The sequence below is a fragment of the Streptomyces sp. PsTaAH-124 genome (assembly GCF_000373685.1).
In the GTDB taxonomy this organism is placed as follows: domain Bacteria; phylum Actinomycetota; class Actinomycetes; order Streptomycetales; family Streptomycetaceae; genus Streptomyces; species Streptomyces andamanensis.
Genome location: NZ_KB892207.1, coordinates 200,099 through 222,546, shown reverse-complemented (window position 1 = coordinate 222,546; position 22,448 = coordinate 200,099). Strand labels below are relative to the sequence as shown.

Genomic DNA, 22,448 nt, shown 5'->3' with positions numbered 1-22,448 from the left:
AGGAGGATGGGCGCATGTCACATGCCTTCACCACCCGAGTGCTGAACGTCGCCTCCGGCTCGCGGGAGCGGGTCGTGGACCTCACCCGTGACTGCGAGGAGTTCCTGCGGGAGACCTCCGACGGCCGTGACGGTCTGCTCAACCTGTTCGTGCCGCACGCCACCGCCGGTATCGCCGTCATCGAGACCGGCGCGGGCAGCGACGACGACCTGCTGGCGGCCCTGCACACCCTGCTGCCCGCCGACAACCGCTGGCAGCACCGCCACGGCAGCCCCGGCCACGGCCGCGACCACGTCCTGCCCGCCCTCGTCCCGCCGCACGCCACCCTGCCGGTCGTCGGCGGCCGCCTGGAACTGGGCACCTGGCAGTCGGTCTGCCTGGTCGACACCAACGTCGACAACCCGAACCGCCAGGTCCGGTTGAGCTTCCTGGCCTGAGACCTCCGGCCAGAGACGTCCGGCCTGAGACGTCCTGGCCCGGGGCTGCCTGGCGCGCTCTCAGTGTGCCGGGTCCTTCTCCTGCCGTACGGTCACCACCGGGCAGGCCGCGTGCTGGGCGCAGCGCTGGCTGACCGAGCCCAGCATCGCGCGCGCGAAGCCGCCGCGGCCGCGGCTGCCCACGACCAGGATCTCCGCGCCCTGCGAGGCGCGGACGAGGACCTCCGACGGGTTGCCCTCGACGAGGTACTCGCGCATCCCGTCCGGCCGTCCGTCGGCGAAGACGGCGCGGAGCGCCTCGGCGAAGCGGTCCTTGGCCTGCTCCAGGTCGAACGTCGGGTCGATCGCGGGTCCGGTCCAGCCCGCGTCCGACGGGGTGTCCCAGGCGTGGATGGCCTCCACGACGCCGTCCACCAGTTCCGCGTACCGCACGGCCCAGCACAGCGCCGCGTAGGACGACGGCGAACCGTCGACACCGACGACCACCCGAGGTCGCGGTCCAGAGGGCTGCATGGCCACCTCACTCGAACGTCGCTGTCCTGCTGCGGGCGGCCCCGGAGTCCGCGGGCCTCACCTCAACGCTGCCCGGCGCGGCGCGAGCGCGCCAGCCGAGCGCGCGCGGGCGGCGCGGGCGCGGGGCCGGGGCGGGCGCGGGACACAGGGGGCGCGGGCCGCCGCAAAGCCGCCCCGGGATTCCGTCAGGCTTTCCCCAGCGCTGATACGTTTCCGCGCCCAGCGATACGTTTTTTCTGAGTTGATTCACCGTTTGATTAACTTTTTGGAAAACGGCCCCCCGTCTTCTTTCCCCGCCGCAGGCTAGCACGAAGCGGAACCCGGGGTACCGCGCGTCTTGCGACCTTCACGCAGATGAGTGGACGTCCAGATCGCCCGTTTGCTGATGTTCCGGGAAGGACACTTTCCGGGGTGACGGGCGGAGGGATTTCGTGGACTGTTCTGAAGAGTTAAATCGCGCAAAAGAGTTCCAGCGGGAATTCTTCTGGGATGTCATCGCCGGCCACCGCGAACGGCTGATGCGCCTGGTGCGCCGTCGGCTGCCGAATGCCCAGGACGCCGAGGACTGTGTGCAGGAGGCGATGCTCCGGGCCGCCGCGCACGGCAACCTGGACCGCGAGCGGATCGGGCCGTTCCTGACTTCGGTCGCCCTGCGTCTGTGTGTTGATCACTATCGTGAGCAGGAAAGACGTCGTCGGCTGCTGCGGCGCGCGGCCGATGCGCGCACCCCCGAACTGCCGGACGAAGGCGTGTGCGACCAGGACTTCGGACGCTGGCTCCTGCGCCAGGCGGATCTGCTGCGCGGCCGGGAGCGCCAGGTGGTGCTCGCCCGCGCCCAGGGCATCTCCACGCTGGAATTCGCGCGTATGCACCAGATCTCCGTCAAGGCGGCGGAGGGTGCTTTCACCCGTGGGCGGGCCCGGTTGCGTCTGGTGTGCGCTCGCGCGTTGGACGGTGCGGCGGCCTGAATCGGGAAATCGGCGTGCGCCGGGCGTACCGGACCATGAAAGGCGAGACGGCCATGTTCATGAATTCCTTGTGAACAATTCGCGGAATGTGCGCGAAGCGTCCGTTCGGATTCCAGGAGAGAAATCCTGGATGTCGGAAAGAAGCACCCCCGGATCGTGAGAGGTAGATCTTCCGGTCCGGGAGGCGAGTGAAAGGGAAGTGACCGTGGGGAAGAACAACACGCAGGACACCATCAAGGATCTGATCGGCGACATCGCCGACAGCACGAAGAAGGCCTTCGACGAGATCCTCGACCGGAAGGACGACGACCGGGACTGCCGCGACTGGTTCGGCCCGGTCAACCCGTACCAGGCGCTGAGCGGGCTGCCCGGCGACGTGCTCCGGACGGTCAGCGCGCTGTCCGCGCTCGGCGGTGTCGCCAATCCCGTCGCGGCGCTGGCCCAGGCCGCCAACGCCGCGACCGGCGGCACCCCCCATCCGCTGGCCGCGCTGACCGGCGCCGCGGGCAACCCGCTGGCGGCGCTCGGCCCGGCGGCGGCCGCGAACCCGCTGGCGGCCCTGACCGGCGCGGCGGGCGCGGTCAACCCCCTCGGCGCCCTCACCGGCGCCGGCAATCCGCTCAGCGCGCTCGGCCAGGTCGCGGGCGGTGCGGCCTCCGCCGTGTCCGGTGCCGCGGGCATGGCGGAGGGGCTGGCCGCGCTGCCCGGCCAGCTCTCCCAGCTCACCGAGCTCGTCGCCAATCTGGCAAGCGTCCTGGAGAGTGTGCAGAAGGTGGCCGGCCCCCTCGCCGGAGCGACCACGCCCGTCGCCCGCAAGGCCACCTGAGCCCGCACCGCACCCGCGGCCACCGGCGCCCACCCGCGCCACCGGCACCAAACGGCGTCCACCACCGGGCGGGGCGGCTCTTCCGCCGCTCCGCGAGGCCCCGCCCGGTGGCCGTTCCCCGGGCCCGCCGGTCCGCTCGGAGCCCCCGGGCGGACCGGTCAGGACACCGAAGGACGGACCAGCCGGGACACCGTAAGGCGGACCGGCCGGGACATCGCGGGACGGTGGCACGCGGACATGCGGCGCCGTGCGCAGCATGCGGCGCAAACGGCACAACCGTGCACAACCGTGCACGTGGCACAACCGTGCATGTGACACATGCGGCGCACGTGACACATGCGGCACATGCGATCCGGCGTGCCCTGCGGACTCACCCCGTCACGCGGACACGCAGACACGCGACATCAGGAGGAAGTGGCACATGAGTGCCCCGCTCGGCAGCCGGCTCCGGCTGGTGGTGAAGGTGCTGGGAAGCCTGGTCACCGACGAGGTCGGCCAACTGGCCCGGACCAGGAAGCAGTTCGGCCGGGGCTCCCCGTCGCAGGACGCCCCCTCGGCGGGAGAGGGCGCCCGCCGCGCACGAGCGGTCCGCCGGGCGCTGGAGAGCCTCGGCCCGTTCTACGTCAAACTCGGGCAGATCCTGTCCACCCGGCCCGACATGGTGCCGCCCGCCATGATCGCGGAACTTCAGAACCTCCACGACCAGGTCGACGTCCAGCCGTTCTCCGTCTTCGAACCCGTCCTCCGGGAGGAACTGGGGCCGGACTGGAAGCTCTGCTTCGACGACGTCGACACCACCCGTCCGCTCGGCGCCGCCTCACTGGCCCAGGTGTACCGCGTGCAACTGCCCGGCGGACGGCCCGCCGTGGTCAAGGTCCAGCGTCCCGGGATCCGCGACACCGTCCGCGCCGACATGGCCCTGATGCGCAAGGCGTCCCGCATCCTGGCCCGCACCGCACCCCGCTTCAACGAGGTCATCGACGTCGAGGCGATGCTCGACTCCATCTTCGACGCCATGGAGCCCGAGCTGGACTTCACCGGCGAGGCCCGCAACATGGACGAGGCCCGGGAGCACATCCGCCGCTACCCCAATCTCGCCGTACCCCGCGTGGTGCACGCCACCCCCAAGGTGCTGGTGCAGTCGCTCGCTCCCGGCACCTCCGTACGCCACGCGGACCGGGGCGCCTTCAGCGACCGGGAACGCATGGACATCGGCAAGGACCTGCTCCGCTTCATGTACCGGGGCTACTTCGTCGACCGGATGTTCCACGCCGACCCGCACGCGGGCAACGTCTTCGCCCAGCCGGGCGGCCCGGCCACCCTCATCGACTGGGGCATGGTCGGCCGGCTCGACCGGCGCACCAGCCTGCGCCTGCTGCCGCTGCTCATGTCCATCGCCCAGAACGACGGCCACGGCCTGGCCTGGGCCTGGGCCGACATGGGCCGCGTCACGGCCTGGTCCAACCTGCCCGCCTTCGCCTCCGACATGGCCGCGCTGGTACCCAAGGTCGCCACGGCCTCCCTGGAGGACATCAACTTCGGAGTGTCGCTGACCACCGTGCTGGAGAAGGCCACCCGGCGGGGCATCGGCTCCGCGCCGGCCATCTCGCTGCTCGGCAAGTCCTTCGCCAACCTCGAAGGATCGGTGCGCTGCCTGGCGCCGGACATCGCCCTCGCCGAGGTCTTCAAGTCCGAGGTGCGCGGCATCATCGTCGCCCTGCTGCGCGAGTACTTCTCCCTCGACCAGGTCGCCCGCAACACCATGGACCTGCTCACCGCGGTGACCTCCGGGCCCGAGCAGTGGCGCGGGGTGCTCGCCGACGCCGCCAACCGCCGCTTCGCGCTCCAGGTCAACGAGCCGTACACCCCTTCCTCCATGGGCGGGCAGCGCCCCTGGGCTCCCTCCCGCGCGCTGATGGCCCTGGGCGCCGCGGCCCTGTTCCTCGACCGGCGCCGCGCCCCGCGCTGACCTCGTACACCACGCGGCCCCGTGTCGATGTGTCGACGCGTACACCGCACCGGGTCCGCCGCCCCGCGGCCCCGCCCGGTCCCGTCCGGCTCCGCTCCCCACCTCTTCCGTTCCGCACCCTGCTTCCGCTCCTCACCTGTTTCCGCTCCGCACCCGGCCGCGCTCCGCCGCCCGGCGTGCGCGCCGTCTCCGACACCTCCGACGAAGGAATCCCGACCGATGCCCATGTTCCTGCCGCACGACGACATCCACCACGAGACGGACCCGGCGTCCGCCGCGCTGGACGGTGTCTCGGGAACGGCCCTGTGGACCGTACGGATGCGGGCCCAGGAGTCCGCCCGCGCCGACGCGCTCTTCGACGACCCGCTGGCCGCCGAGTTCCTGACCCGCTCCCGCGAGGCCGGCACCCCGCCCGGCAGCGGTCCGCTCCAGCAGGTGCTGCCCGACTGGCTGGCCGTGCGGACCCGGTTCTTCGACGACCACCTGCTGGCCGCCGCCCGCAACGGCTGCCCGCAAGTGGTGCTGCTGGGCGCCGGGCTCGACACCCGCGCCCACCGGCTGGACTGGCCCGCCGGGATCGACCTCTTCGAGGTCGACCTGCCGGCCGTGCACGCCTTCAAGGAACGCATCCTGGCCGGGCACCCGCCGGCCGTCGCCCGCCGTGTCCCGGTCGCCGCCGACCTCCTCGCCGACTGGTCCGGGGCCCTGCTCGGCGCCGGGTTCGACCCGGGCCGGCCCACCGCCTGGCTGTGCGAGGGGCTCCTGTTCTACCTGGCGCCCGAGGCGGTGGACCGCCTCGTCGCCGCCGTGGGCGACCTGTCGGCGCCCGGCAGCACGCTCGGCGCCGAGTGCCTGAACGCCGACGCCGCCGACTCGCCCTTCGTCCGCCCCTGGCTCGAAGCCCTCTCCGGCTCGGGCACCCCCTGGGTGTGGCACCTCGCCGACGCCGAGCACTGGTTCGGCGAGCGCGGCTGGGACGCCGAGGTGGCCGATCTGCTCGCCCTGCCGTACGCCGTCGAGCGCTTCGCCCCCCACCTCGCCGCCCACCCCGGCCTGGAGAAGCAGAGCATGCTCCTGGTGACCGCCGCCCGGCCCGCCGCGGGGCGGTGAGCGCGATGGACGGCCACAACCTCTGCCAGACTCCGACCACCTACCGGCTGCTGCGCCTGGAGTACCTGTTCGGGCTGCTCGTCGCCGCCGGGTTCTTCCTCGCGCACCTCGCCGAGGTCCGCTGGTGGGCCGCCGCCGTGCTCTTCCTCTACGTCGACCTGATCGGCTATCTGCCCGGTGCCGTCGCGTACCACCGCAGCCCCGACCGGCGCATCTCCCGCGTCTACTACGTGCTGTACAACAGCATGCACAGCCTCAGCGTCCAGGGTGCCGTCCTCGGCGCCTGGGTGCTGGTCCACGGCTGGGAGTGGGCGCTGCTCGTCCTGCCGATCCATCTCTTCGGCGACCGCGCCCTGTTCGGCAACTTCGTCAAGTCCTTCACCGTCTCCTTCGAGCCCCTCCCGCACCCCTCGGTCCAGTCCGCGCTGCGCGACTTCGCCTCCGTGCCCTGGCACCAGGCGGCCACCCGATGAGCACCCGGCAGGCCCGCCAGCCGTCGCAGGGACCCCCGGCGGCACCCCGCGGCGCCGACGCCCTCACCGACGACGAGGCGTACGCCATGCTGGGCCGCCACGCCGGGCACAGCAGCGCCTTCCTCGCCCTGAACGCGGGCAACCGCCGCTTCCGCACCGACGGCGTCGACGGCTTCGTCCCCTACCGGGAGGGCGGTCGGCGGCACCTGTTCCCGCTGGGCGGGCCGGTCTGCGCCACCGGCGACCAGGACCGGCTGCTCACCGCGCTGCTGGCACGGGCCGAGAGCGAGGGCCGCCGGGTCACCGCCGTCCAGCTCGCGCGCCCGGCCGCCGAACTCCACGCCCGCCACGGCTTCACCGTCAACCAGTTCGGCGCCTCCTTCAGCATCCACCTCGACGGCTACGGCCTGGGCGGACAGCGCATGGTCAAGGTGCGCAACATGGTCAACCGGGCGCGGCGCGAGGGCGTCACCGTCACCGAGGTGACCGCCGAGGAGCGGGCCGATCCGGAGATCCGCGCGGCCCTCGACGCCGTCGACCGGGCCTGGCTGCGCGACAAGGGCCGGCACGTCAAGGAGCTGGACTTCCTGATCGGCGAGCGCGGCGGCCCCGGCGCGCCCCACCGACGGCTGTTCACCGCCCGGCACGCCGGACGGACGGTTGCCTACGTGTCGTACTCACCCGTCTTCGGCGCACGCGCCGGCTGGCTCTACGACCTGACCCGGCGGCTCCCGGACGCGCCGCCCGGCACGGTCGAGCTGGTCTTCGCCACCGCGCTGCGCCGCTTCCAGGACGAGGAGTGCGGCTGGCTCCACCTGGGCTTCACCCCGTTCGTCCAGCTCCGCCCGGACGCGTGCGCGTTCGGACCGACCAGCGGCGCGCTGCGGCGCTGCGTGGAACTCATCGCGGCCAAGGGACGGGCCGTCTACCCGGCGGCCACCCAGGAGTCCTTCAAGCTCAAGTGGCGCCCGCAGCACATCGAGCCCGAGTACCTGGCCTTCCAGCGCGGGGTCACCCCCGGCGCCGTATGGCGGCTGATGCGGCTGACCAAGGCCGTATGACCCCCGCCGCACGGCCTGCACGACGCGTACGGCCCGTGCGGGTCGGACCCGAACCCGCACGGCAGCCCCGTACGAACAGACCCGAATCCGCGACGCCGACCGGCGTGAACAGCGTGAACAGCGCGAACAGAAAGGCAGAGATGACCACCACCGTCGCCCACGGCCCGGCCCGCACCACCGAGATCCCCGCGGAGGCCGACCGGCACCGCGCCCCGAGCCTGCTCGACGGCGCGCTGCACACCGACCTGACACCGGAGGGCTGCGACCTCGGCTACTGGTTCCGCGCCGTGCCCGAGGGCACCCTCGCGGGCGACCCGATGGGCCGGACCCCGGACGTCACCGTCCCCGGGCACATGCTGAGCGAAGGACCGCTGCGCCGGGCCGTGATGCAGGAACTGGCCTTCCGCTCCATGGCGGAGGAGAAGGCGGCCCGCGCCATCTCCTACCTGGTCGCACAAGCCCCCGACCTCAGCGGCATGGACTTCTACACCACCCAGCTGATGGACGAGGCCCGCCACGCCTACGCCTTCCGCGGCCACCTCCTCGAACTCGGCGTCGAACAGGCCGACCTGGAGAGCACCATGGAGGAACTGGCGGGAGCCGACCGGGACGCCGTGCTCACGCCGCTGGAGGAGTTCGGCCTCGACGTCCTGCGTGAGCAGCGGGACTACATCGGCGGCGTCATCACCCTGACCGTGCTGGTCGAGGGAGTGCTCGCGCCCACCGCCGAACTCAGCGAACGCAAGTGGTGGCCCTTCGACCCGGCCGCCGCCCAGATCGAACGGGCCGCCGGCATCGACGAGATCCGCCATCTGTCGGTCGGCACCACCATCGTCCGGCGCCACCTGGAACAGCGCCCCGAGGAGCGCGAGCGGATCGGCGCGCTCATCGCGCGCGGTGCCGAACTGTGGTCCCGGCTGCCCGTGCGCGAGCTGACCCTGCGCCGCGAACAGCTCTACCAGCAGGGCCTGGAGGAGCACCGCGACCTCGCCGGTGACTACGAGGTGTGGCCGGGCCGCAGGCTCGCCGACACCACCGCCGAGGAGCGGATGCTGACCGCCGCCCAGTGGGCCGAGAACACCCAGCGCGCCCGGCTCGCCGACATGGGGCTCGCGCCGTGAGGCGCCCCGCACCCCGAACCGCACCGTGAACGAAAAGGCTGGTGGCACCCCCATGACCGACATCCCGGCAGTCGACTCCGCGCCGCGTGAACCGGGCGCCGCGGAGGAGGACTTCCGCGAACTGACCCGGCGCGTCACCGCGGCCGGACTGATGCACCCCCGCAAGAGGCAGTACGCCGCCGCCATCACCACGGTGTGGCTGATGAACGCCGTCGGCTGGGCCGCGCTCGTCCTGGGCGACGGCAGCTGGTGGCAGGTGGTCCTCGCCGCGCTCTGGCTGGCCGTCTGGCACGAACAGCTCGCCTTCCTGCTGCACGACGCGGGGCACCGGCAGATCAGCCGCTCCCAGAAGACGATCCGGGCCCTCGGCCTGATCCACGGCAACCTCATGCTCGGTGTCTGCTTCGGCTGGTGGGTCCAGCACCACAACCGGCACCACAACCACCCCAACCACCTGGAGCTGGACCCGGACATCCTGCGCCGGGTGGCCATCTTCGCCCCTGAACAGGCCCGGCAGCGCACCGGGTTCGCCCGCTTCCTCGCCGCCAACCAGCGCTACCTCTTCTTCCCGCTGCTCGGTCTTGAGTCCGTCGTGCTGCGCATCGCCGGCGTGATCGCGCTGCGCCGGCGCGCGGTGCGCAGGCCCTGGCTGGAGGGCGGTCTGATGGCGCTGCACGCGGTGCTGTTCTTCGGCGAGCTGTTCTGGCTGCTGCCGTGGCAGGGCGCGCTGCTGTTCCTCGCCGTGCACCAGGTTCTGCTGGGCTATCTGCTGGGGCTGGGCTTCGCCGTCAACCACAAGGGACTGCCCACCCGCACGGGCGGCGAGTGGAGCTGGCTGGAACGCCAGGTGCTCACCTCCCGCACCCTGCCCACCGGTCTGATCGGCGACTTCTTCTACGGCGGCCTCAACTACCAGATCGAACACCACCTGTTCCCCGGCATGCCGCGCTCCGCGCTCCGGCACGCCCGCCCCCTCGTCAAGGAGTTCTGCGCCGAGCGCGGCGTCGCCTACACCGAGACCGGCGTCCTGGAGTCCTACCGGGACCTCTCGCGCCACCTCGGTGCGGCGAGCGAGGTCCTGCGCTCGGGAACCGTCACCGCCTGACCCTCGCGCACCCCCGGCACCCCAGCACACCCCCGGCACATCCGAGAGGAACCCGCTCATGAGGAACACCCGCAGCACCGCCCCCGGCGCCGCGTCCCCCGTACGCCGCCGGTCCCGGCCGCGCGGGGCGCTGCTGTCCGCCGTCCTGCTGGCCTGCGCCGGCCTGCTCGCCCCGGCGGCCGCGGCCACCCCGGCGGCGGCCGCACCCGGACCCGTGCCCGACCTCGTCTGCCGCCTGGACGCCGAGGTGGACTTCAGCCCGCCGCTCGGTGTGCTCAGCCGACAGGCGCAGGTGACCGGGTACATCGGCTACCGCGACTGCCGCTCGCCCGACGGCGCCGCGCCCGAGCTGACCGACATCGTCTTCCATGTCCTCGGCACGGGCCGCTTCGGCGCCCTGCCGGTGCCGACGTTCTCCGTCGAGGGCACCGGAACCGGTGCCTGGAACACCGGTGAGGAGGGCAGTCTCTACTTCAACGGCGAGCTGAAGAAGGGCAGTCCGGTGCCGGAGCGCACCGTGACCAGCGGCCCGCTCACCGGCGACGGCATCAACGGCCTCCAGATCCCGGTGCCGCGCTTCGACAAGATCGACCCGAACGGGGTCGCCGGCTTCGACGTGGTCGGCCAGGTCTGCTTCTGGAACGGCGAGAAGGGCCGGTGCACCGCGTACTGATCCGCCGCGCACAAGGAGGTGGGGTGAGTCCCGAGAAGGGACTCACCCCACCTCCTTGTGCGCGGACCCGGTCAGCCGTCCAGGGCCCGCATCGTCTCGCGCAGCACGACGGGGTCGTACGGCATGGCCATGTGCGTCGTCCGGCTGTCCGGGGACAGTTCCTGGAGGCACAGGTTGGTGACCTCGTGGCCCGGCTCGCTCGGTGTGAGCCGCTGGGAGGTGGGCGGCTGGACCACCTCGTCGCGCGTGGACCAGATCACGGTGTACCGCACCCCGGGCACCGTGTCGCCGGTCGAGGTCAGCTCCCGCACGAACTCCGAGTCGTGCAGCAGCTGGACGAAGGCCGGGCTGACCCGGAACAGCAGCTCCTCCTCGACGATGTCCCGCACCCCGATCGCCTGCCGGACCAGGGCCGTCAGGCCCTCCACGGTGACCCCGTGGCTGCTGGGCGCGATGCCGACGACCCGGCGCACCTTGTCCGCGCCGCCGAGGAACTTCAGGTAGTAGTGCGGGATCATCCCGCCCTGGGAGTGCCCGACCAGGTCGACCTTGTCGGCGCCGGTGTCGGCGAGGACCCGGTCGACGAACGCGGCCAGCTCCCGCGCGGAGAGCCGGATGTCGCCGAGTCCGTACAGCCGCGGCAGGGTGGGCAGCTCGCCGTAGTTGAGCCGGAAGACGCGGTGTCCGGCGGCCTTGAGCGCCGGTGCCGCCTCCCGCCACACGTACTGCCGGTCGCCCAGCGTGCCGTGCACCAGGACGACGGGGCAGGGGCGCCGCGGATCCGGCGGGCGGCCCCAGTCGTCGGTGGCGGCCTCGGTGTCGAAAGTGCCGGCGACCATGTGGCCCCCGGCCGTGGCGTTGCCGGAGAGCCGCTCGGGCGCTCGGGTCACTTCGGTCCGGGCGTCGTCGGCGTTGACTCCGGGGGGCGGAGGTCCGGGGAACGGAGGGACGGCCCGGGGGCGGGGGGAAGGCGGGGGAGGGGATCCGGGAACGGGGGGCAGGGACATACGACCTCCTTGAACGGTCCTGTCGGTGAGCGGATGCGCGGACGCCCGGCCGTTGGGGCTGGTGGCCGGGCGTCCTGGGGAGGGAGAACGGTCAACTTCCCTCGGTCTGTGGTGGGAGCGGGGTGAGGGTGTGGAAGGCCCGGCCGTGCCAGAGCAGCGGCCGGCCCTCGCCGGCCTCGACCGCCCGGACCCGGCCGACGACCGCGTCGTGGTCGCCGTAGCGGCGTACGTCCTCGACGACGCACACCGCCCAGGCGAGCGCGTCGGAGACGACCGGCACGCCGAGCACGTGCCGCACCGGGACGCCCCGGAAGCGCGCGGCGGGGGACAGGGCGGGATCGGCGAACCGCTCGGCGACGGAGCGCTGCCGCTCCGTCAGGAAGCTGACGGCAAAGGCACCGTGCTGCCGTACGGCGGTCAGTGTCTGCGAGCCGCCGCGCAGGCAGGCCAGCAGCAGCGGGGGACGGGCCGACACCGAGGTCAGGGCCGAGACCGTCAGCCCGGCGGGCCGGCCACCGGCGTCCAGCGCGGTGACCACCGTGACGCCCGCCGCCAGTCTGGTGTAGAGGCCCAGGCAGCGGAGCGCGTCGGGGCCGGGTTCGTCGCGCAGGGGATCCCAGTCCGCGGTGCGCGGCGGGCCGGTTCTGCGCGGGGCCAGGGCGAGTTCAGCCACGGGCGGGGGCCGCCGTCCGGGCCGGGGCGGCGGCGGGCGCCGCGCTGACGGGGCCGAGCAGCCCGGCGAGGATCAGTTCGATGTTGGTGCGCAAGGTGGACTCCGCGACCGGGTCCAGCAGCTCGGCCAGGGTCGGGATGCCCAGGTCGAACGCCGCGTCGAAGGTCACGACGGTGCCGTCCCCGGCCGGTGCGCACCGCCAGGTGCCCTCGAACACCTCGAAGTCCCCGCGCAACTGCGTGAAGCCGAGCGTCAGACGCTCGGGATGGAACGAGTCGCGTTCCGACCAGCGCATCAGGCCGTTGCGGAACCGGACGGTCCAGTCCGACACCACCGTGCCGTCGGCACCGGGCGGATGCACCACCACCTCGCGCACGGTCTCGGTGACGTCCGGATAGCGGCCGAAGTCGCGGATCCGCTCGTAGGCGGCCTCGGGACGCACGTCCTGGGCGTTCACCCGTACGGTCACTTGACGCATGAGAAGCACCTTTCCGCAGTCGTGGGACGGCTCGGCCGTTCGGCCGGCGTCGGGCACGGAGTCGGGAATCAGGGAAATGGGGAATCAGGGAATCAGGGAAGTGGGGACACGGGGACACGGGAAACAGGAGAAAGCGGCGGGGCCGGGGGCCGGGGGCCTGGAAGGACGAGGGGTGGCGCGGCCAGTCAGCCGACCCGGGCCGCCACGGCGTGCAGCGCCTCGGCCAGGGCGGTGAGGAAGAGCCGCAGCTCGTCGTCGGTGACGACGGCGGGCGGGGTCAGGCGCAGGACCCGGCCCGCGTTGAGGGAGTGGTTCACCAGGACGCCGCGGCCGACCAGTTCGAGGATCATCTCGCCCACGGCCTGCTCGGCGCCGAACTCCAGACCGATCAGCAGCCCGCGCCCGCGCACCTCCCGCACGAGCCCGCCGGTGTACGGCGTACAGGCGGTGCGCACCCCGTGCAGCAGCCGGAATCCGAGGGTCCGGGCGCGGCCGGGCACGTCCTCCTGCTCCATGGCCTCCACCGCGGCCAGTGCCGCCGCGCAGGCGAGCGGGGAGGCGGCGAAGGTGGAGGTGTGCAGATAGGGATCGCGGGAGAAGGGGGCGTAGGCGTCGTCGGTGGCCACCATCGCGGCGACCGGCACCACGCCTCCGCTCAGCCCCTTGCCGACGAGCAGCACATCGGGGCGCACGTGTTCGGTGTCCAGGCCCCACCAGGAGCCCAGCCGGCCCAGACCCGTCTGGATCTCGTCGACGATCAGGAAGGCGCCGTGCGTACGGCACAGCCGCCCCACGTCCGCCAGATAGCCGGGCGGCGGGATCCGCACCCCGCCCTCGCCCTGCACCGGCTCGACGATGACACAGGCCCGCTCCCCGACCTGGGCGAGCACCTCCGCCAGTGCCTCCGGGTCCCCGTACGGCACCGCCGCGCTGTCGGGCAGCAGCGGCCGGAACGGATCCTGGTACGTCGGATTGGCCGTCGCGCTGAGCGCGCCGAGGGTCTTGCCGTGATAGCCGCCCACGGTGCTGACCAGGGCGGTACGGCCGTGCGCGCGGGCCAGTTTCAGCCCGGCCTCGGTGGCCTCCGCGCCGGAGTTGACGAAGTGCACCCGGTCGAGGCCGGCCGGCGTGTGCGCGGCCAGTGCCGCGGCGGCCCGAGCCGCGACCGGCTCCAGGAACACCCGGGTGGCCAGCGGATGGGCGTCGATCTGCCGGTGCACGGCGGCGGTCACGGCAGGGTGCCGGTGGCCGAGGATGAAGACGCCGTACCCGCCGAAGTCGAGGTAGCCGCGGCCGTCGGAGGTGTGCACCCAGGCGCCTTCGGACCTGGTCTCCACCATCCCGCCCAGCACCTCGCCGAGCACCGCCCGGCCCGCGGACAGGTGCTCGCGGTACAGGCGCGCGGTGTGCGCGTCGGCTGCCGGGTGTGCGTCGCCCACCGAGGAGGCCGGCTCAGAGGAGGCCGACTTCGGGGAATCCGGCTCCGGGGATTCCGGTTGCGCGGCGTCCGGTTCCGGGGTGTTCGGTTCCGGGGCGTCCGCGCTCCGGCGGGGCGCCGTCTCGGTTGCCGGGAGGGCCGTCATGACGCCAGTTCCCTGGGTGCGGCGGAGCCCTGGAGCGCCGGACGCGTCCGGCGCTGCCGCCGCGGACCGGCGGACCCGGCCGCCCACGCCTCCAGATTGCTGAACAGCGCCCGGCGCAGCTCGTCCTTGGCGACGGCCGCACCGCACTGCGGGGCACCGAGGGAGGAGTCGAAGGGCAGCGCGCGCTGGAAGACCAGCAGCAGTTCGGCGTAGGTGTGGAAGCGGCGGCGCAGCGACTCGGGGAAGGACGGGCCCTCGATCAGCGGGAGCAGCAGCCGGTGCACCGACTCCAGCGGGATCAGGCGCGGCGGGTGCGGGCGCGGGCCGTAGCGGTCCGCGAACTCCAGGCAGATGTCGACCACTTCGCTCTGGAGCAGCGCCTGCGCGCCCGCCGTCAGCCAGTACTCGCCCTCGGTGACGCCGCCGCGCAGCAGCGCGCCCACGGCGCGTGCGACGACGTCCTGGGGCACCATGTCGATACGCGCCCCCGGCTCGCCCGGCAGCACCGGGACCTGGCCCTTCACGATGGCGCCCAGCGCCCGGGTCAGCCCCTGGGCCCCGGCGATCCGGCCGGTGACGGAGTCGCCCATCACCACCGAGGGGCGCAGGATCGTCCCCGGCACCGGCGCCTCGCGCACCGCCTGCTCCGCCGCGGTCTTGGAGGCCAGATAGGCGGCCGCGCCGGGGAAGCGCCGCTGCTCCTCGGCAGCCAGCGGGTTGGCCACGAAGGCGGTGCTGATGTGATGGAACGGCGCCTGCGCGCGGGCGGCCAGGGCGAGCATGGTGGCGGTGCCGTCGAGGTTGGCCCGCCAGATCGCCGCGGGCTCCGCCTTCCAGTTGGTGGCCGCCGCGGAGTGCACGACGAGGTCCACGTCGGCGGCGAGCCGTGTGAACTGCGCCCGGGACAGACCGAGGCCGGGTTCCAGCAGATCGGCGGGGATCTCCTCGACCCTGGGGTCGTCCACGGGAGTGCGATGACGCAGGCAGATGATCCGGAAGTCGGACGAAAGCTCCTCGATCAGTGCCCGGCCCAGGACACCGGAGCCTCCGGTGAGCAGGAGCACCGGGCGTCGGCGCGGCGGTGGCGGGGGCAGATGAGGCATGCGGAAGATCCCCTCGGTCGGAGACGGGACGGCGCTGGTCGGCAGGGAGGGCTCGATGCGGCGGGCGCGCGGGCACGCGGGCGTGCCGGGCGGTGCGGCCGGGGCGGAGCAGGGTGCGGGTGAGGTGATGCGGCGGCGGCGTGGTGCCGCGGTGCCGGGATGTCGGAATGCTGGGGTGCTGGGGTGCTGGGGCGCTGTATCGCTGGTGTAGCTGTGTCGCTGGTGTGCTGTGACGTTCAGGCCACGGTCAACGGCGCGTCGGCCAGATAGGCGGCCAGCGGACCGGTCATCCGCGAACGGGACGGCGGGTGCAGGGCCAGGCCGTTGGCACAGGCGGCGAGGTAGCCGACCTCGTCGGAGGTCATGAAGTTCAGGCCGCCGAGCAGTTCGACCGCGCGCGGCACGATCCGGGACAGCGCGTCCTGCACGCCGTAGCGGACGAAGAGCGACTCGGCGAGCGTGGACTCGTCGGGGGTGCTCTCGTCCACCCGCCGGGCGAGGCCCTCGACGGAGGCGGCGGCGCTCTCGGCGGCGACCAGCAGCGCGACCCGCTCGCTCTCGGGCACCCGGTCGTTCAGCAGCACGCGCTCCACCAGGGCGCTCGCCGCACCCAGGTAGCTGCCGGTCATCAGCAGCTCGAACCAGACCAGGCCGATCGTCTGCACCTCGTCCAGCCGGGCGCCGGGCGGACACGCGGTGCGCACCATGAGGTCGGGCGGCACCAGCACCCCGTCCAGGGTCACCTGGTCGCTCTCGGCCCCGGCCAGGAAGCCGCTGGACCAGAAGCCGCTGACGCTCAGGCCCTCGCTCGCCGCGGGGACCAGGGCCACGGCCAGTTCCTGGCCGGCGCCGTCCTCCCGGGGCACGAGCACGCTCGCGGTGAGCAGGTCCATGGAACGGGCCAGGCTGCACGGGCGCTTCACCCCGGTGATCCGCAGCCCCTCGGGCGTCGGGGTGGCGGACATCGACGGCGACAGGATGCCGGCGCCGCTGCGCCCCTCGGCGAAGCCCGAGGCCATCAGCTGGTTCTCCGTGGCGACGGCCTGGACGAGCATCCATTCCAGACCCTCGCCGGAGTTGCTGAGCCCCACCAGGGTGGCCATCGAGAAGTGGTGCATGGTCGTCGCGACGGCGAGCGAGGGCGAACGGCTGCCCAGGGCGCGCTGCACCCGTACGGCGTCGAGTGCGCAGGCGCCCCGGCCCTGGAGGGACGCCGGGGCCAGCAGCCCCGGGCCGCCGCTGTCCCGGAAGAGCCCGATCCCGGGGCCGCCGGGCCGCTCCAGGGTCATCAACGGCACGGCCCGCAGGCTGTCGTCGAGCCCCGGCAGCAGTTTGGTGAGGGCCGCGCGTTCACGGTCCAGGAATCTCATGTCGTCCCCTGCTCCTTGGTCCTCGGGCGCTGCCGGCGGCGACCTGTCCGCGGTGTCGCTGTCGTGGCAGCGTCACTTGTGTTTACGCACGGGGCACCAGGACCCCTCGGCACGAAATGAGGGACACGCGAAGGGCACGGGGAGGCATGAGCGGTGGACACCGGGAGGTGCGCGCCGAGGGCACGGGGAGGCACGCGCGGCGGGCATGCGGAAGGCCCGGAGGCCGGACGGGGGAGGGGCTCAGCCGCGGCCGGGCGCTCCCACCCGCAGGCCGTCCATGACGAGGTCGAGCAGACGGCTCGCGCGGGACTGCCAGTCGCCGTGCGGATCGAGCTGCCAGATCCCGGCGATGGCGAGGACGAAGTCGTCGGAGCTGACGCCGGGCCGGATGGCACCGGCCTCCTCGGCGGCGCGCAGCAGGAGGTCGGCGGCGGAGGCCAGCGGGGTGTGCCCCGGCTTCGCCGGGCTGCCGGGGGCGGCGGTGGCCTGGCGGATCGCGTCCGCGAGACCGGCCTTGGTCATGGCGAACCGGACGAGCCGGTCCATCCACTCGCGCAGCGCCTGGTCCGGGGAGCGGCACTCCAGCAGCTCGGTCGCGCTGTCGGAGACCTGCTGCATCTCGTGACGGTAGATCTCCAGGACCAGCGCCTCGCGGTTGGGGAAGTTGCGGTAGAACGTGCCCTGGCCGACGCCGGCCTTCCTGGCGATCACGCTGAGCGGGGTGTCGGCGCAACGGGTCAGCTCGGCCACCGCCACTTCCAGGATGGTCTCGCGATTGCGTTGTGCGTCCGAGCGCTGAGGCGTGTGCTTCTTCTGCTGCACTCGTCCTCCTTTCGGGTACGCCGCCGAACCCGGCCTTGCTAAGCGGACAACTGTCCGGTAGTTTCTCGAATAACGGACAACTGTCCGCTTCGTGTCCACTCTAGCGGTGGGCAGTGCTTTTCCGCCACGCACGGTGCCCTGTTCCGATCCCCGGAGTCCTCGTCCCCGACGCCACTTTTCCTGATTCATCGTCTGTCAGGCCGACATCTCGACGTGTTTCCGCCGCATATGCGAAAGAAGCTGATCATGGACCCAGCCACCTCGTCGACGCACAGCCCGATCACCTTGAACATCAACGGCGAGAAGCACGCGCTGTCCGTCGACCACCGCACCACCCTGCTCGACGCCCTGCGCGAGCGGCTTGATCTGACCGGCACCAAAAAGGGCTGCGACCAGGGACAGTGCGGTGCCTGCACCGTCCTGCTCGACGGCCGCCGGGCCGTCTCCTGCCTGCAACTGGCGGTCGCGGCCGAAGGGCGTGAGATCACCACCATCGAGGGCGTCGCCGAGGGCGACCGGCTGCATCCCGTGCAGCAGTCCTTCCTCGATCTCGACGGCTTCCAGTGCGGCTACTGCACACCTGGCCAGATCTGTTCGGCCGTCGCCGTGATCGAGGAGCACGCGGCGGGCTGGCCGAGCGCGGTCACCGACGATGTGCGCCCCGAGGCCGGGCCGCCCCCGCTGACCGCCGACGAGATCAGGGAGCGGATGAGCGGCAACCTGTGCCGCTGCGGCGCCTACGCGTCGATCGTCCAGGCGGTCGAGCGCGCCGCGTCGACCGTGCGGCCCGGCGGCGCGTCCGCCGTGGAGAGCGCACCGAGCACCCCGAGCACACAGACCGCACCGAGCAAGGAGGCTGTGGCATGAGGGAGTTCGGCTACGAACGGGCCCATGACGTCGCCGGTGCCGTCGCCCTGCTGGGCGCCGACCCGGACGCCCGTTTCCTCGGCGGCGGCACCAACCTCGTCGACCTGATGAAGACCGGCGTCGAGCGGCCCGCCCGCCTCGTCGACGTGCGCGAGCTGCCGCTCGACGGCATCGAGCCCACCGACGACGGCGGTCTGCGCATCGGCGCCACCGTCACCAACAGCGACCTCGCCGCCCACCCGGACGTGCGCCGCCGCTACCCGGCGCTGACCCAGGCGGTACTGGCCGGTGCCTCGGGGCAGCTGCGCAACATGGCGACCGTCGGCGGCAACCTCCTCCAGCGCACCCGCTGCGGGTACTTCACCGATGTCACCCGGCCGTGCAACAAGCGCGTCCCCGGCAGCGGCTGCCCCGCGATCGAGGGGGAGCACCACAACCACGCGATCCTGGGCGCCTCCGAGCACTGCGTGGCCGTCCACCCCTCCGACATGGGTGTGGCCCTGACCGCCTTCGACGCCGTCGTCTCCTACGAGACCGCCGACGGAGCGGGCTCCCTGCCGATCACCGACCTCTACCTCCCCGTGGGCGACACCCCGCACCGGGAGACCGCCCTGCCGCCGGGCGCGCTGATCACCGGCGTCGTCCTGCCGCCCGCGCCCGTCGCGGCCCGCTCGCGCTACCGCAAGGTCCGCGAGCGTGCCTCCTACGCCTTCGCCCTCGGCTCCGTGGCCGCCGCCCTCGACGTCCGGGACGGCGTGGTGCACGAGGCGCGCCTCGCCCTCGGCGCGGTCGCGTCCCGCCCCTGGCGGGCCCGCACCGCCGAGCGGCTGCTGACCGGTGCCCCGGCCGACGCCGCCGGCTTCGCCGCCGCGGCGGAAGCCGAACTGGCCGCCGCGAGCCCGCTGCCGCACAACGGCTACAAGGTGGCCCTCCTGCGCAACCTGACGGTGGCCGTGCTGACCGAACTCGCCGAGGAGATGTCCCGATGACCACCGCCACCGGAACACGTACGACCAGGAAGGGCGCCGTCGGGACCGCGCACACCCGCGTGGAGGGCCTCGACAAGGTCACCGGAGCCGCCCGCTACGCCGGTGAGATCCCCTTCGCCGACCTCGCCCACGGCTGGCTGGTGCTCTCCACAGTGGCCCGCGGCCGCATCCGGTCCCTCGACACCGCACCCGTGCTCGCCATGCCCGGCGTGCTCACCGTCCTCCACCACGAGAACGCGCCACGCCTGGACACCGACTACATCGGACTGCTGGGCGTTCCCCCGGACCCCACCTGCGCCCTCTTCCAGGACGACCGGGTGGCGCATCTGGGCTGGCCGGTGGCGATGGTGGTCGCCGAGACCTCCGAACAGGCCAGGGAAGCGGCCGAATCCCTCGTCGTGCACTACGAGCAGGAGCCGCACGACGTCGACTTCTGTGCCGACCGCACCGACGCGTACGAGCTCCAGGGCCATATGCCGGCGGTGACGGAGAAGGGCGACCTGGCGGCCGAGCTCGCCGCCTCCGCCGTCACCCTCGACGAGGAGTACACCACCCCCGAAGAGCACCACAGCATGATGGAGCCGCACGCGGCGACCGCCCTGTGGGACGGCGGACGGCTCGAACTCGTCGACTCCAACCAGGGCGCCACCTGGGTCGTCGGCGAGCTGGCCAACCTCTTCTCGCTCGACCCGTCCGCCGTGCGCGTGCGCTCCGAGCACGTCGGCGGCGGCTTCGGCAGCAAGGGTGTGCGCGCCCACCAGGTGGCCGCCGTGATGGGCGCGACCGTCCTGCACCGCCCCGTGCGCGTCGTCATGACACGCCGCCAGATGTTCTCGCTGACCGGCTACCGCAGCCCCACCGCGCAGCGGATCAGGCTCGGCGCGGACACGGACGGCCGCCTGCGCGCGCTGGAGCACCTCTCGCTCAGCCAGACCTCCACCGTCCACGAGTTCGTCGAGTCGTGCGCCGCCCCCTCCCGGGTGATGTACGACGCCGACGCCCACCACACCGTCCACCGCGTCGTCCGGCTGGACGTGCCGACCCCGACGTTCATGCGCGCACCGGGGGAGGCCCCGGGCTCCTTCGCCCTGGAGTCGGCGCTCGACGAACTCGCCGAGAAGTGCGGCCTGGACCCGATCGAGCTGCGCCTGCGCAACGAACCGGAGCGGGGCCCGGTCTCCGGATTGCCCTTCAGCAGCCGCAATCTGGCCGCCTGCTTCCGCGAGGGCGCCCGCAGGTTCGGCTGGGCCGACCGCGACCCGCGCCCCGGCGTGCGCCGCGAGGGACGCTGGCTGCTCGGCACCGGCACGGCCGCCGCGTCCTTCCCCTCCAACGCCGGACCGTCCACCGCGGTCGTCACGGCCGAGGCGGACGGCACCTTCACCGTGCGGATCGCCGCCGCCGACGTCGGCACCGGCGCGCGCACCGCGCTGCTCCTGGTCGCCGCCGACGCCCTGGAGACCACGACGGACCGGGTCCGGGTGCGCATCGGGGACAGCGACTTCGGACCGGCGATGATCTCCGGCGGTTCCATGGGCACCCGCTCCTGGTCCTGGGCGGTCACGGCCGCGGCCCGGGAGCTGCGCGAGCGGCTGGCGCTGGGCGCCGACATCCCGCCGGAGGGCATCACCGTACGGTCCGACACCACTGCGGCCGTGCGGGCCCTGACCGGCAAGGAACGGCACTCCTTCGGCGCCCAGTTCGCCGAGGTCGCCGTGGACGTCGCCACCGGCGAGGTACGGGTGCGCCGGATGCTCGGCATCTTCGCGGCGGGCCGCATCGTCAACCCGCTCACCGCCCGCAACCAGCTCGTCGGCGGCATGATCTGGGGCATCTCCATGGCACTGCACGAGGCGGCGGCCCGCGACCGGGCCGACGGCGGCCTCTACGGCCCCGACCTCGCCGGTTACCACGTCACGTCGCACGCCGACGTCCCCCCGTCCATCGAGGCCGACTGGGTCGACGACCCGGACCCGGACGACCCGGTCGGCATCAAGGGCATCGGTGAGGTGGGCATCGTCGGAGCCGCCGCGGCGATCGCCAACGCGGTGTGGCACGCCACCGGTGTCCGCCACCGCGACCTGCCCGTCCGCCCCGACCGCGTCCTGGAGGCAGCCGCGAGGGAGCCGCATGCTTGACATCGCCGAGGAGCTGCACCGCTGGACCGAGGAGGGCCGGGCCTACGCCGTGGCCACCGTGGTCACCGTCGGCGGCAGCGCGCCGCGCGGTCCGGGCGCGGCCCTCGCCGTCGACAGCGAGGGCACCGTCATCGGCTCGGTCTCCGGCGGCTGTGTGGAAGGAGCGGTCTACGACCTGTGCCGACAGGCCCTCCAGGACGGCACCACCGTCCTTCAGGAGTTCGGCTACAGCGACGAGGACGCCTTCGCGGTCGGCCTGACCTGTGGCGGGACCATCGGCATGATGATCACCCCGGTCGGCGTGCGGGCGCCCGTGCGCACGGTGCTCGGGGCGGCGCTGGCGGCCGCCGTCCGGGACGAGCCGGTGGCCCTCGCCCGGATCGTCCGCGGCCCGGACCGGCTGCTCGGCGCCACGGTCCTGGTCCGGGCGGACGGCACCGGTGAGGGCGCGCAGGACGGCGGGTTCGGTGACCATCCGGAGGCGGCCCGCACCGCGGTGGCCGAGGCCGGGGCGCTGCTGGAGGCCGGCCGCACGGGGACCGTGGAGCTGTCCGAGGACGGCTCGCACTGCCCCGGCGGACTGACCCTGCTCGTCGAGGTGACCGTGCCGCCGCCGCGCATGATCGTCTTCGGGGCGGTCGACTTCGCGGCGGCACTGGTCAGGGCGGGCAAGTTCCTCGGCTACCACGTGACGGTGTGCGACGCCCGGCCCGTCTTCGCCACCCGGGGCCGCTTCCCGGAGGCCGACGACATCGTCGTGGACTGGCCGCACCGCTATCTGCGGGACACCCCGGCCGACCCGCGCACGGTGCTGTGTGTGCTCACCCATGACGCCAAGTTCGACATCCCCCTGCTGACGGTCGCCCTGCGGATGCCGGTCGCCTTCGTCGGCGCCATGGGCTCGCGCCGGACCCACGAGGACCGCAGGCGCCGGCTGCGCGAGGCGGGCGTGAGCGAGGAGGAGCTGGACCGGCTGCGGTCCCCGATCGGCCTGGACCTCGGCGCCCGTACCCCGGAGGAGACGGCCCTGTCGATCGCGGCGGAGATCGTCGCCGCCCGGCGCGGCGGGACGGGCGCCCCGCTGACCGGCTCCGGAGGTCCGATCCACCACGACCGCGGTCCGGGCGGCACCCGGGCCGCGTAGGCGACAGGCCGGGGCCCG

At 73.2% G+C, this 22,448-nt stretch carries 22 protein-coding genes; 14 read left to right on the top strand and 8 right to left on the bottom strand.

The genetic code is table 11. From position 1 onward, the window contains the following. The first annotated feature begins 14 nt into the window (after positions 1-14). The gene (locus B086_RS0134680; protein ID WP_026253084.1) at positions 15-437 is read left to right on the top strand and encodes a secondary thiamine-phosphate synthase enzyme YjbQ; all 423 of its coding nucleotides are present in this window, start codon (positions 15-17) and stop codon (positions 435-437) included. A 60-nt stretch (positions 438-497) separates the two neighbouring features. Here the strand turns inward: B086_RS0134680 and B086_RS0134675 are convergent, their stop codons facing one another. Continuing rightward, positions 498-950, bottom strand: coding sequence for a universal stress protein (locus tag B086_RS0134675; RefSeq protein ID WP_037874376.1), 453 nt, complete (start codon positions 948-950; stop codon positions 498-500). A 431-nt stretch (positions 951-1,381) separates the two neighbouring features. Between B086_RS0134675 and B086_RS0134665 the strand changes: the two genes are divergently transcribed. From B086_RS0134665 to B086_RS0134625, 9 genes are all read left to right on the top strand, one after another. After that, positions 1,382-1,918 (top strand): RNA polymerase sigma factor, encoded by a 537-nt coding sequence (locus B086_RS0134665; RefSeq protein WP_078510117.1) that lies wholly within the window; start codon positions 1,382-1,384, stop codon positions 1,916-1,918. Between the two features lie 205 nt (positions 1,919-2,123). Next, entirely contained in the window at positions 2,124-2,744 is a 621-nt protein-coding gene (locus B086_RS41530) for a hypothetical protein (protein ID WP_018571033.1), read from the top strand. 421 nt (positions 2,745-3,165) lie between these two features. Beyond that, entirely contained in the window at positions 3,166-4,713 is a 1,548-nt protein-coding gene (locus B086_RS0134655) for an ABC1 kinase family protein (RefSeq protein WP_018571032.1), read from the top strand. A 219-nt stretch (positions 4,714-4,932) separates the two neighbouring features. After that, positions 4,933-5,823: an SAM-dependent methyltransferase gene (locus B086_RS0134650; protein WP_018571031.1), complete on the top strand. Its 891-nt coding sequence runs from the start codon at positions 4,933-4,935 to the stop codon at positions 5,821-5,823. Positions 5,824-5,828: 5 nt separating this feature from the next. Beyond that, positions 5,829-6,296 carry a hypothetical protein gene (locus B086_RS0134645; RefSeq protein WP_018571030.1) on the top strand — a complete coding sequence of 156 codons (468 nt, stop codon included), beginning with the start codon at positions 5,829-5,831 and terminating at the stop codon, positions 6,294-6,296. Then, positions 6,293-7,357 carry a DUF2156 domain-containing protein gene (locus B086_RS0134640; protein WP_018571029.1) on the top strand — a complete coding sequence of 355 codons (1,065 nt, stop codon included), beginning with the start codon at positions 6,293-6,295 and terminating at the stop codon, positions 7,355-7,357. Before B086_RS0134645 ends, B086_RS0134640 begins: the two co-directional genes overlap by 4 nt. 140 nt (positions 7,358-7,497) lie before the next feature. Then, on the top strand, positions 7,498-8,478 hold the full coding sequence (locus B086_RS0134635) for a hypothetical protein (RefSeq protein WP_018571028.1): 981 nt from the start codon (positions 7,498-7,500) through the stop codon (positions 8,476-8,478). Positions 8,479-8,530: 52 nt separating this feature from the next. Beyond that, a complete protein-coding gene (locus B086_RS0134630) occupies positions 8,531-9,583 on the top strand; it encodes a fatty acid desaturase family protein (RefSeq protein ID WP_018571027.1) in 1,053 nt (350 codons plus the stop codon). 58 nt (positions 9,584-9,641) lie between these two features. Next, positions 9,642-10,256 (top strand): hypothetical protein, encoded by a 615-nt coding sequence (locus tag B086_RS0134625; protein ID WP_018571026.1) that lies wholly within the window; start codon positions 9,642-9,644, stop codon positions 10,254-10,256. 71 nt (positions 10,257-10,327) lie between these two features. Here B086_RS0134625 and B086_RS41525 read toward each other — a convergent pair whose 3' ends face one another. The 7 genes from B086_RS41525 to B086_RS0134590 form a co-directional block, all read right to left on the bottom strand. After that, a complete protein-coding gene (locus B086_RS41525; protein ID WP_018571025.1) occupies positions 10,328-11,146 on the bottom strand; it encodes an esterase/lipase family protein in 819 nt (272 codons plus the stop codon). 208 nt (positions 11,147-11,354) lie between these two features. Beyond that, entirely contained in the window at positions 11,355-11,936 is a 582-nt protein-coding gene (locus tag B086_RS0134615; protein WP_018571024.1) for a flavin reductase family protein, read from the bottom strand. Continuing rightward, positions 11,929-12,414: an SRPBCC family protein gene (locus B086_RS0134610; protein WP_026253079.1), complete on the bottom strand. Its 486-nt coding sequence runs from the start codon at positions 12,412-12,414 to the stop codon at positions 11,929-11,931. The genes B086_RS0134615 and B086_RS0134610 overlap by 8 nt, the downstream gene beginning before the upstream one ends. 185 nt (positions 12,415-12,599) lie before the next feature. After that, the gene (locus tag B086_RS0134605; protein WP_018571022.1) at positions 12,600-13,997 is read right to left on the bottom strand and encodes an aspartate aminotransferase family protein; all 1,398 of its coding nucleotides are present in this window, start codon (positions 13,995-13,997) and stop codon (positions 12,600-12,602) included. Next, a complete protein-coding gene (locus tag B086_RS0134600; RefSeq protein WP_026253078.1) occupies positions 13,994-15,100 on the bottom strand; it encodes an SDR family oxidoreductase in 1,107 nt (368 codons plus the stop codon). The genes B086_RS0134605 and B086_RS0134600 overlap by 4 nt, the downstream gene beginning before the upstream one ends. A gap of 236 nt (positions 15,101-15,336) precedes the next feature. Further along, positions 15,337-16,470 carry an acyl-CoA dehydrogenase family protein gene (locus B086_RS0134595; protein ID WP_018571020.1) on the bottom strand — a complete coding sequence of 378 codons (1,134 nt, stop codon included), beginning with the start codon at positions 16,468-16,470 and terminating at the stop codon, positions 15,337-15,339. A gap of 240 nt (positions 16,471-16,710) precedes the next feature. Next, a complete protein-coding gene (locus B086_RS0134590) occupies positions 16,711-17,292 on the bottom strand; it encodes a TetR/AcrR family transcriptional regulator (protein WP_018571019.1) in 582 nt (193 codons plus the stop codon). 246 nt (positions 17,293-17,538) lie between these two features. On the opposite strand from B086_RS0134590, the gene B086_RS0134585 reads away from it, so the two are divergent. Genes B086_RS0134585 through B086_RS0134570 form a run of 4 tightly spaced genes read left to right on the top strand, consistent with a single transcriptional unit; the run spans position 17,539 to position 22,430 of the window. Next, positions 17,539-18,159, top strand: coding sequence for a (2Fe-2S)-binding protein (locus B086_RS0134585; RefSeq protein WP_018571018.1), 621 nt, complete (start codon positions 17,539-17,541; stop codon positions 18,157-18,159). Continuing rightward, positions 18,156-19,148, top strand: coding sequence for an FAD binding domain-containing protein (locus B086_RS0134580; protein ID WP_018571017.1), 993 nt, complete (start codon positions 18,156-18,158; stop codon positions 19,146-19,148). The genes B086_RS0134585 and B086_RS0134580 overlap by 4 nt, the downstream gene beginning before the upstream one ends. After that, positions 19,145-21,286 carry a xanthine dehydrogenase family protein molybdopterin-binding subunit gene (locus tag B086_RS0134575; protein WP_018571016.1) on the top strand — a complete coding sequence of 714 codons (2,142 nt, stop codon included), beginning with the start codon at positions 19,145-19,147 and terminating at the stop codon, positions 21,284-21,286. The genes B086_RS0134580 and B086_RS0134575 overlap by 4 nt, the downstream gene beginning before the upstream one ends. Next, the gene (locus tag B086_RS0134570; RefSeq protein ID WP_018571015.1) at positions 21,279-22,430 is read left to right on the top strand and encodes an XdhC family protein; all 1,152 of its coding nucleotides are present in this window, start codon (positions 21,279-21,281) and stop codon (positions 22,428-22,430) included. Before B086_RS0134575 ends, B086_RS0134570 begins: the two co-directional genes overlap by 8 nt. Positions 22,431-22,448: the final 18 nt, after the last annotated feature.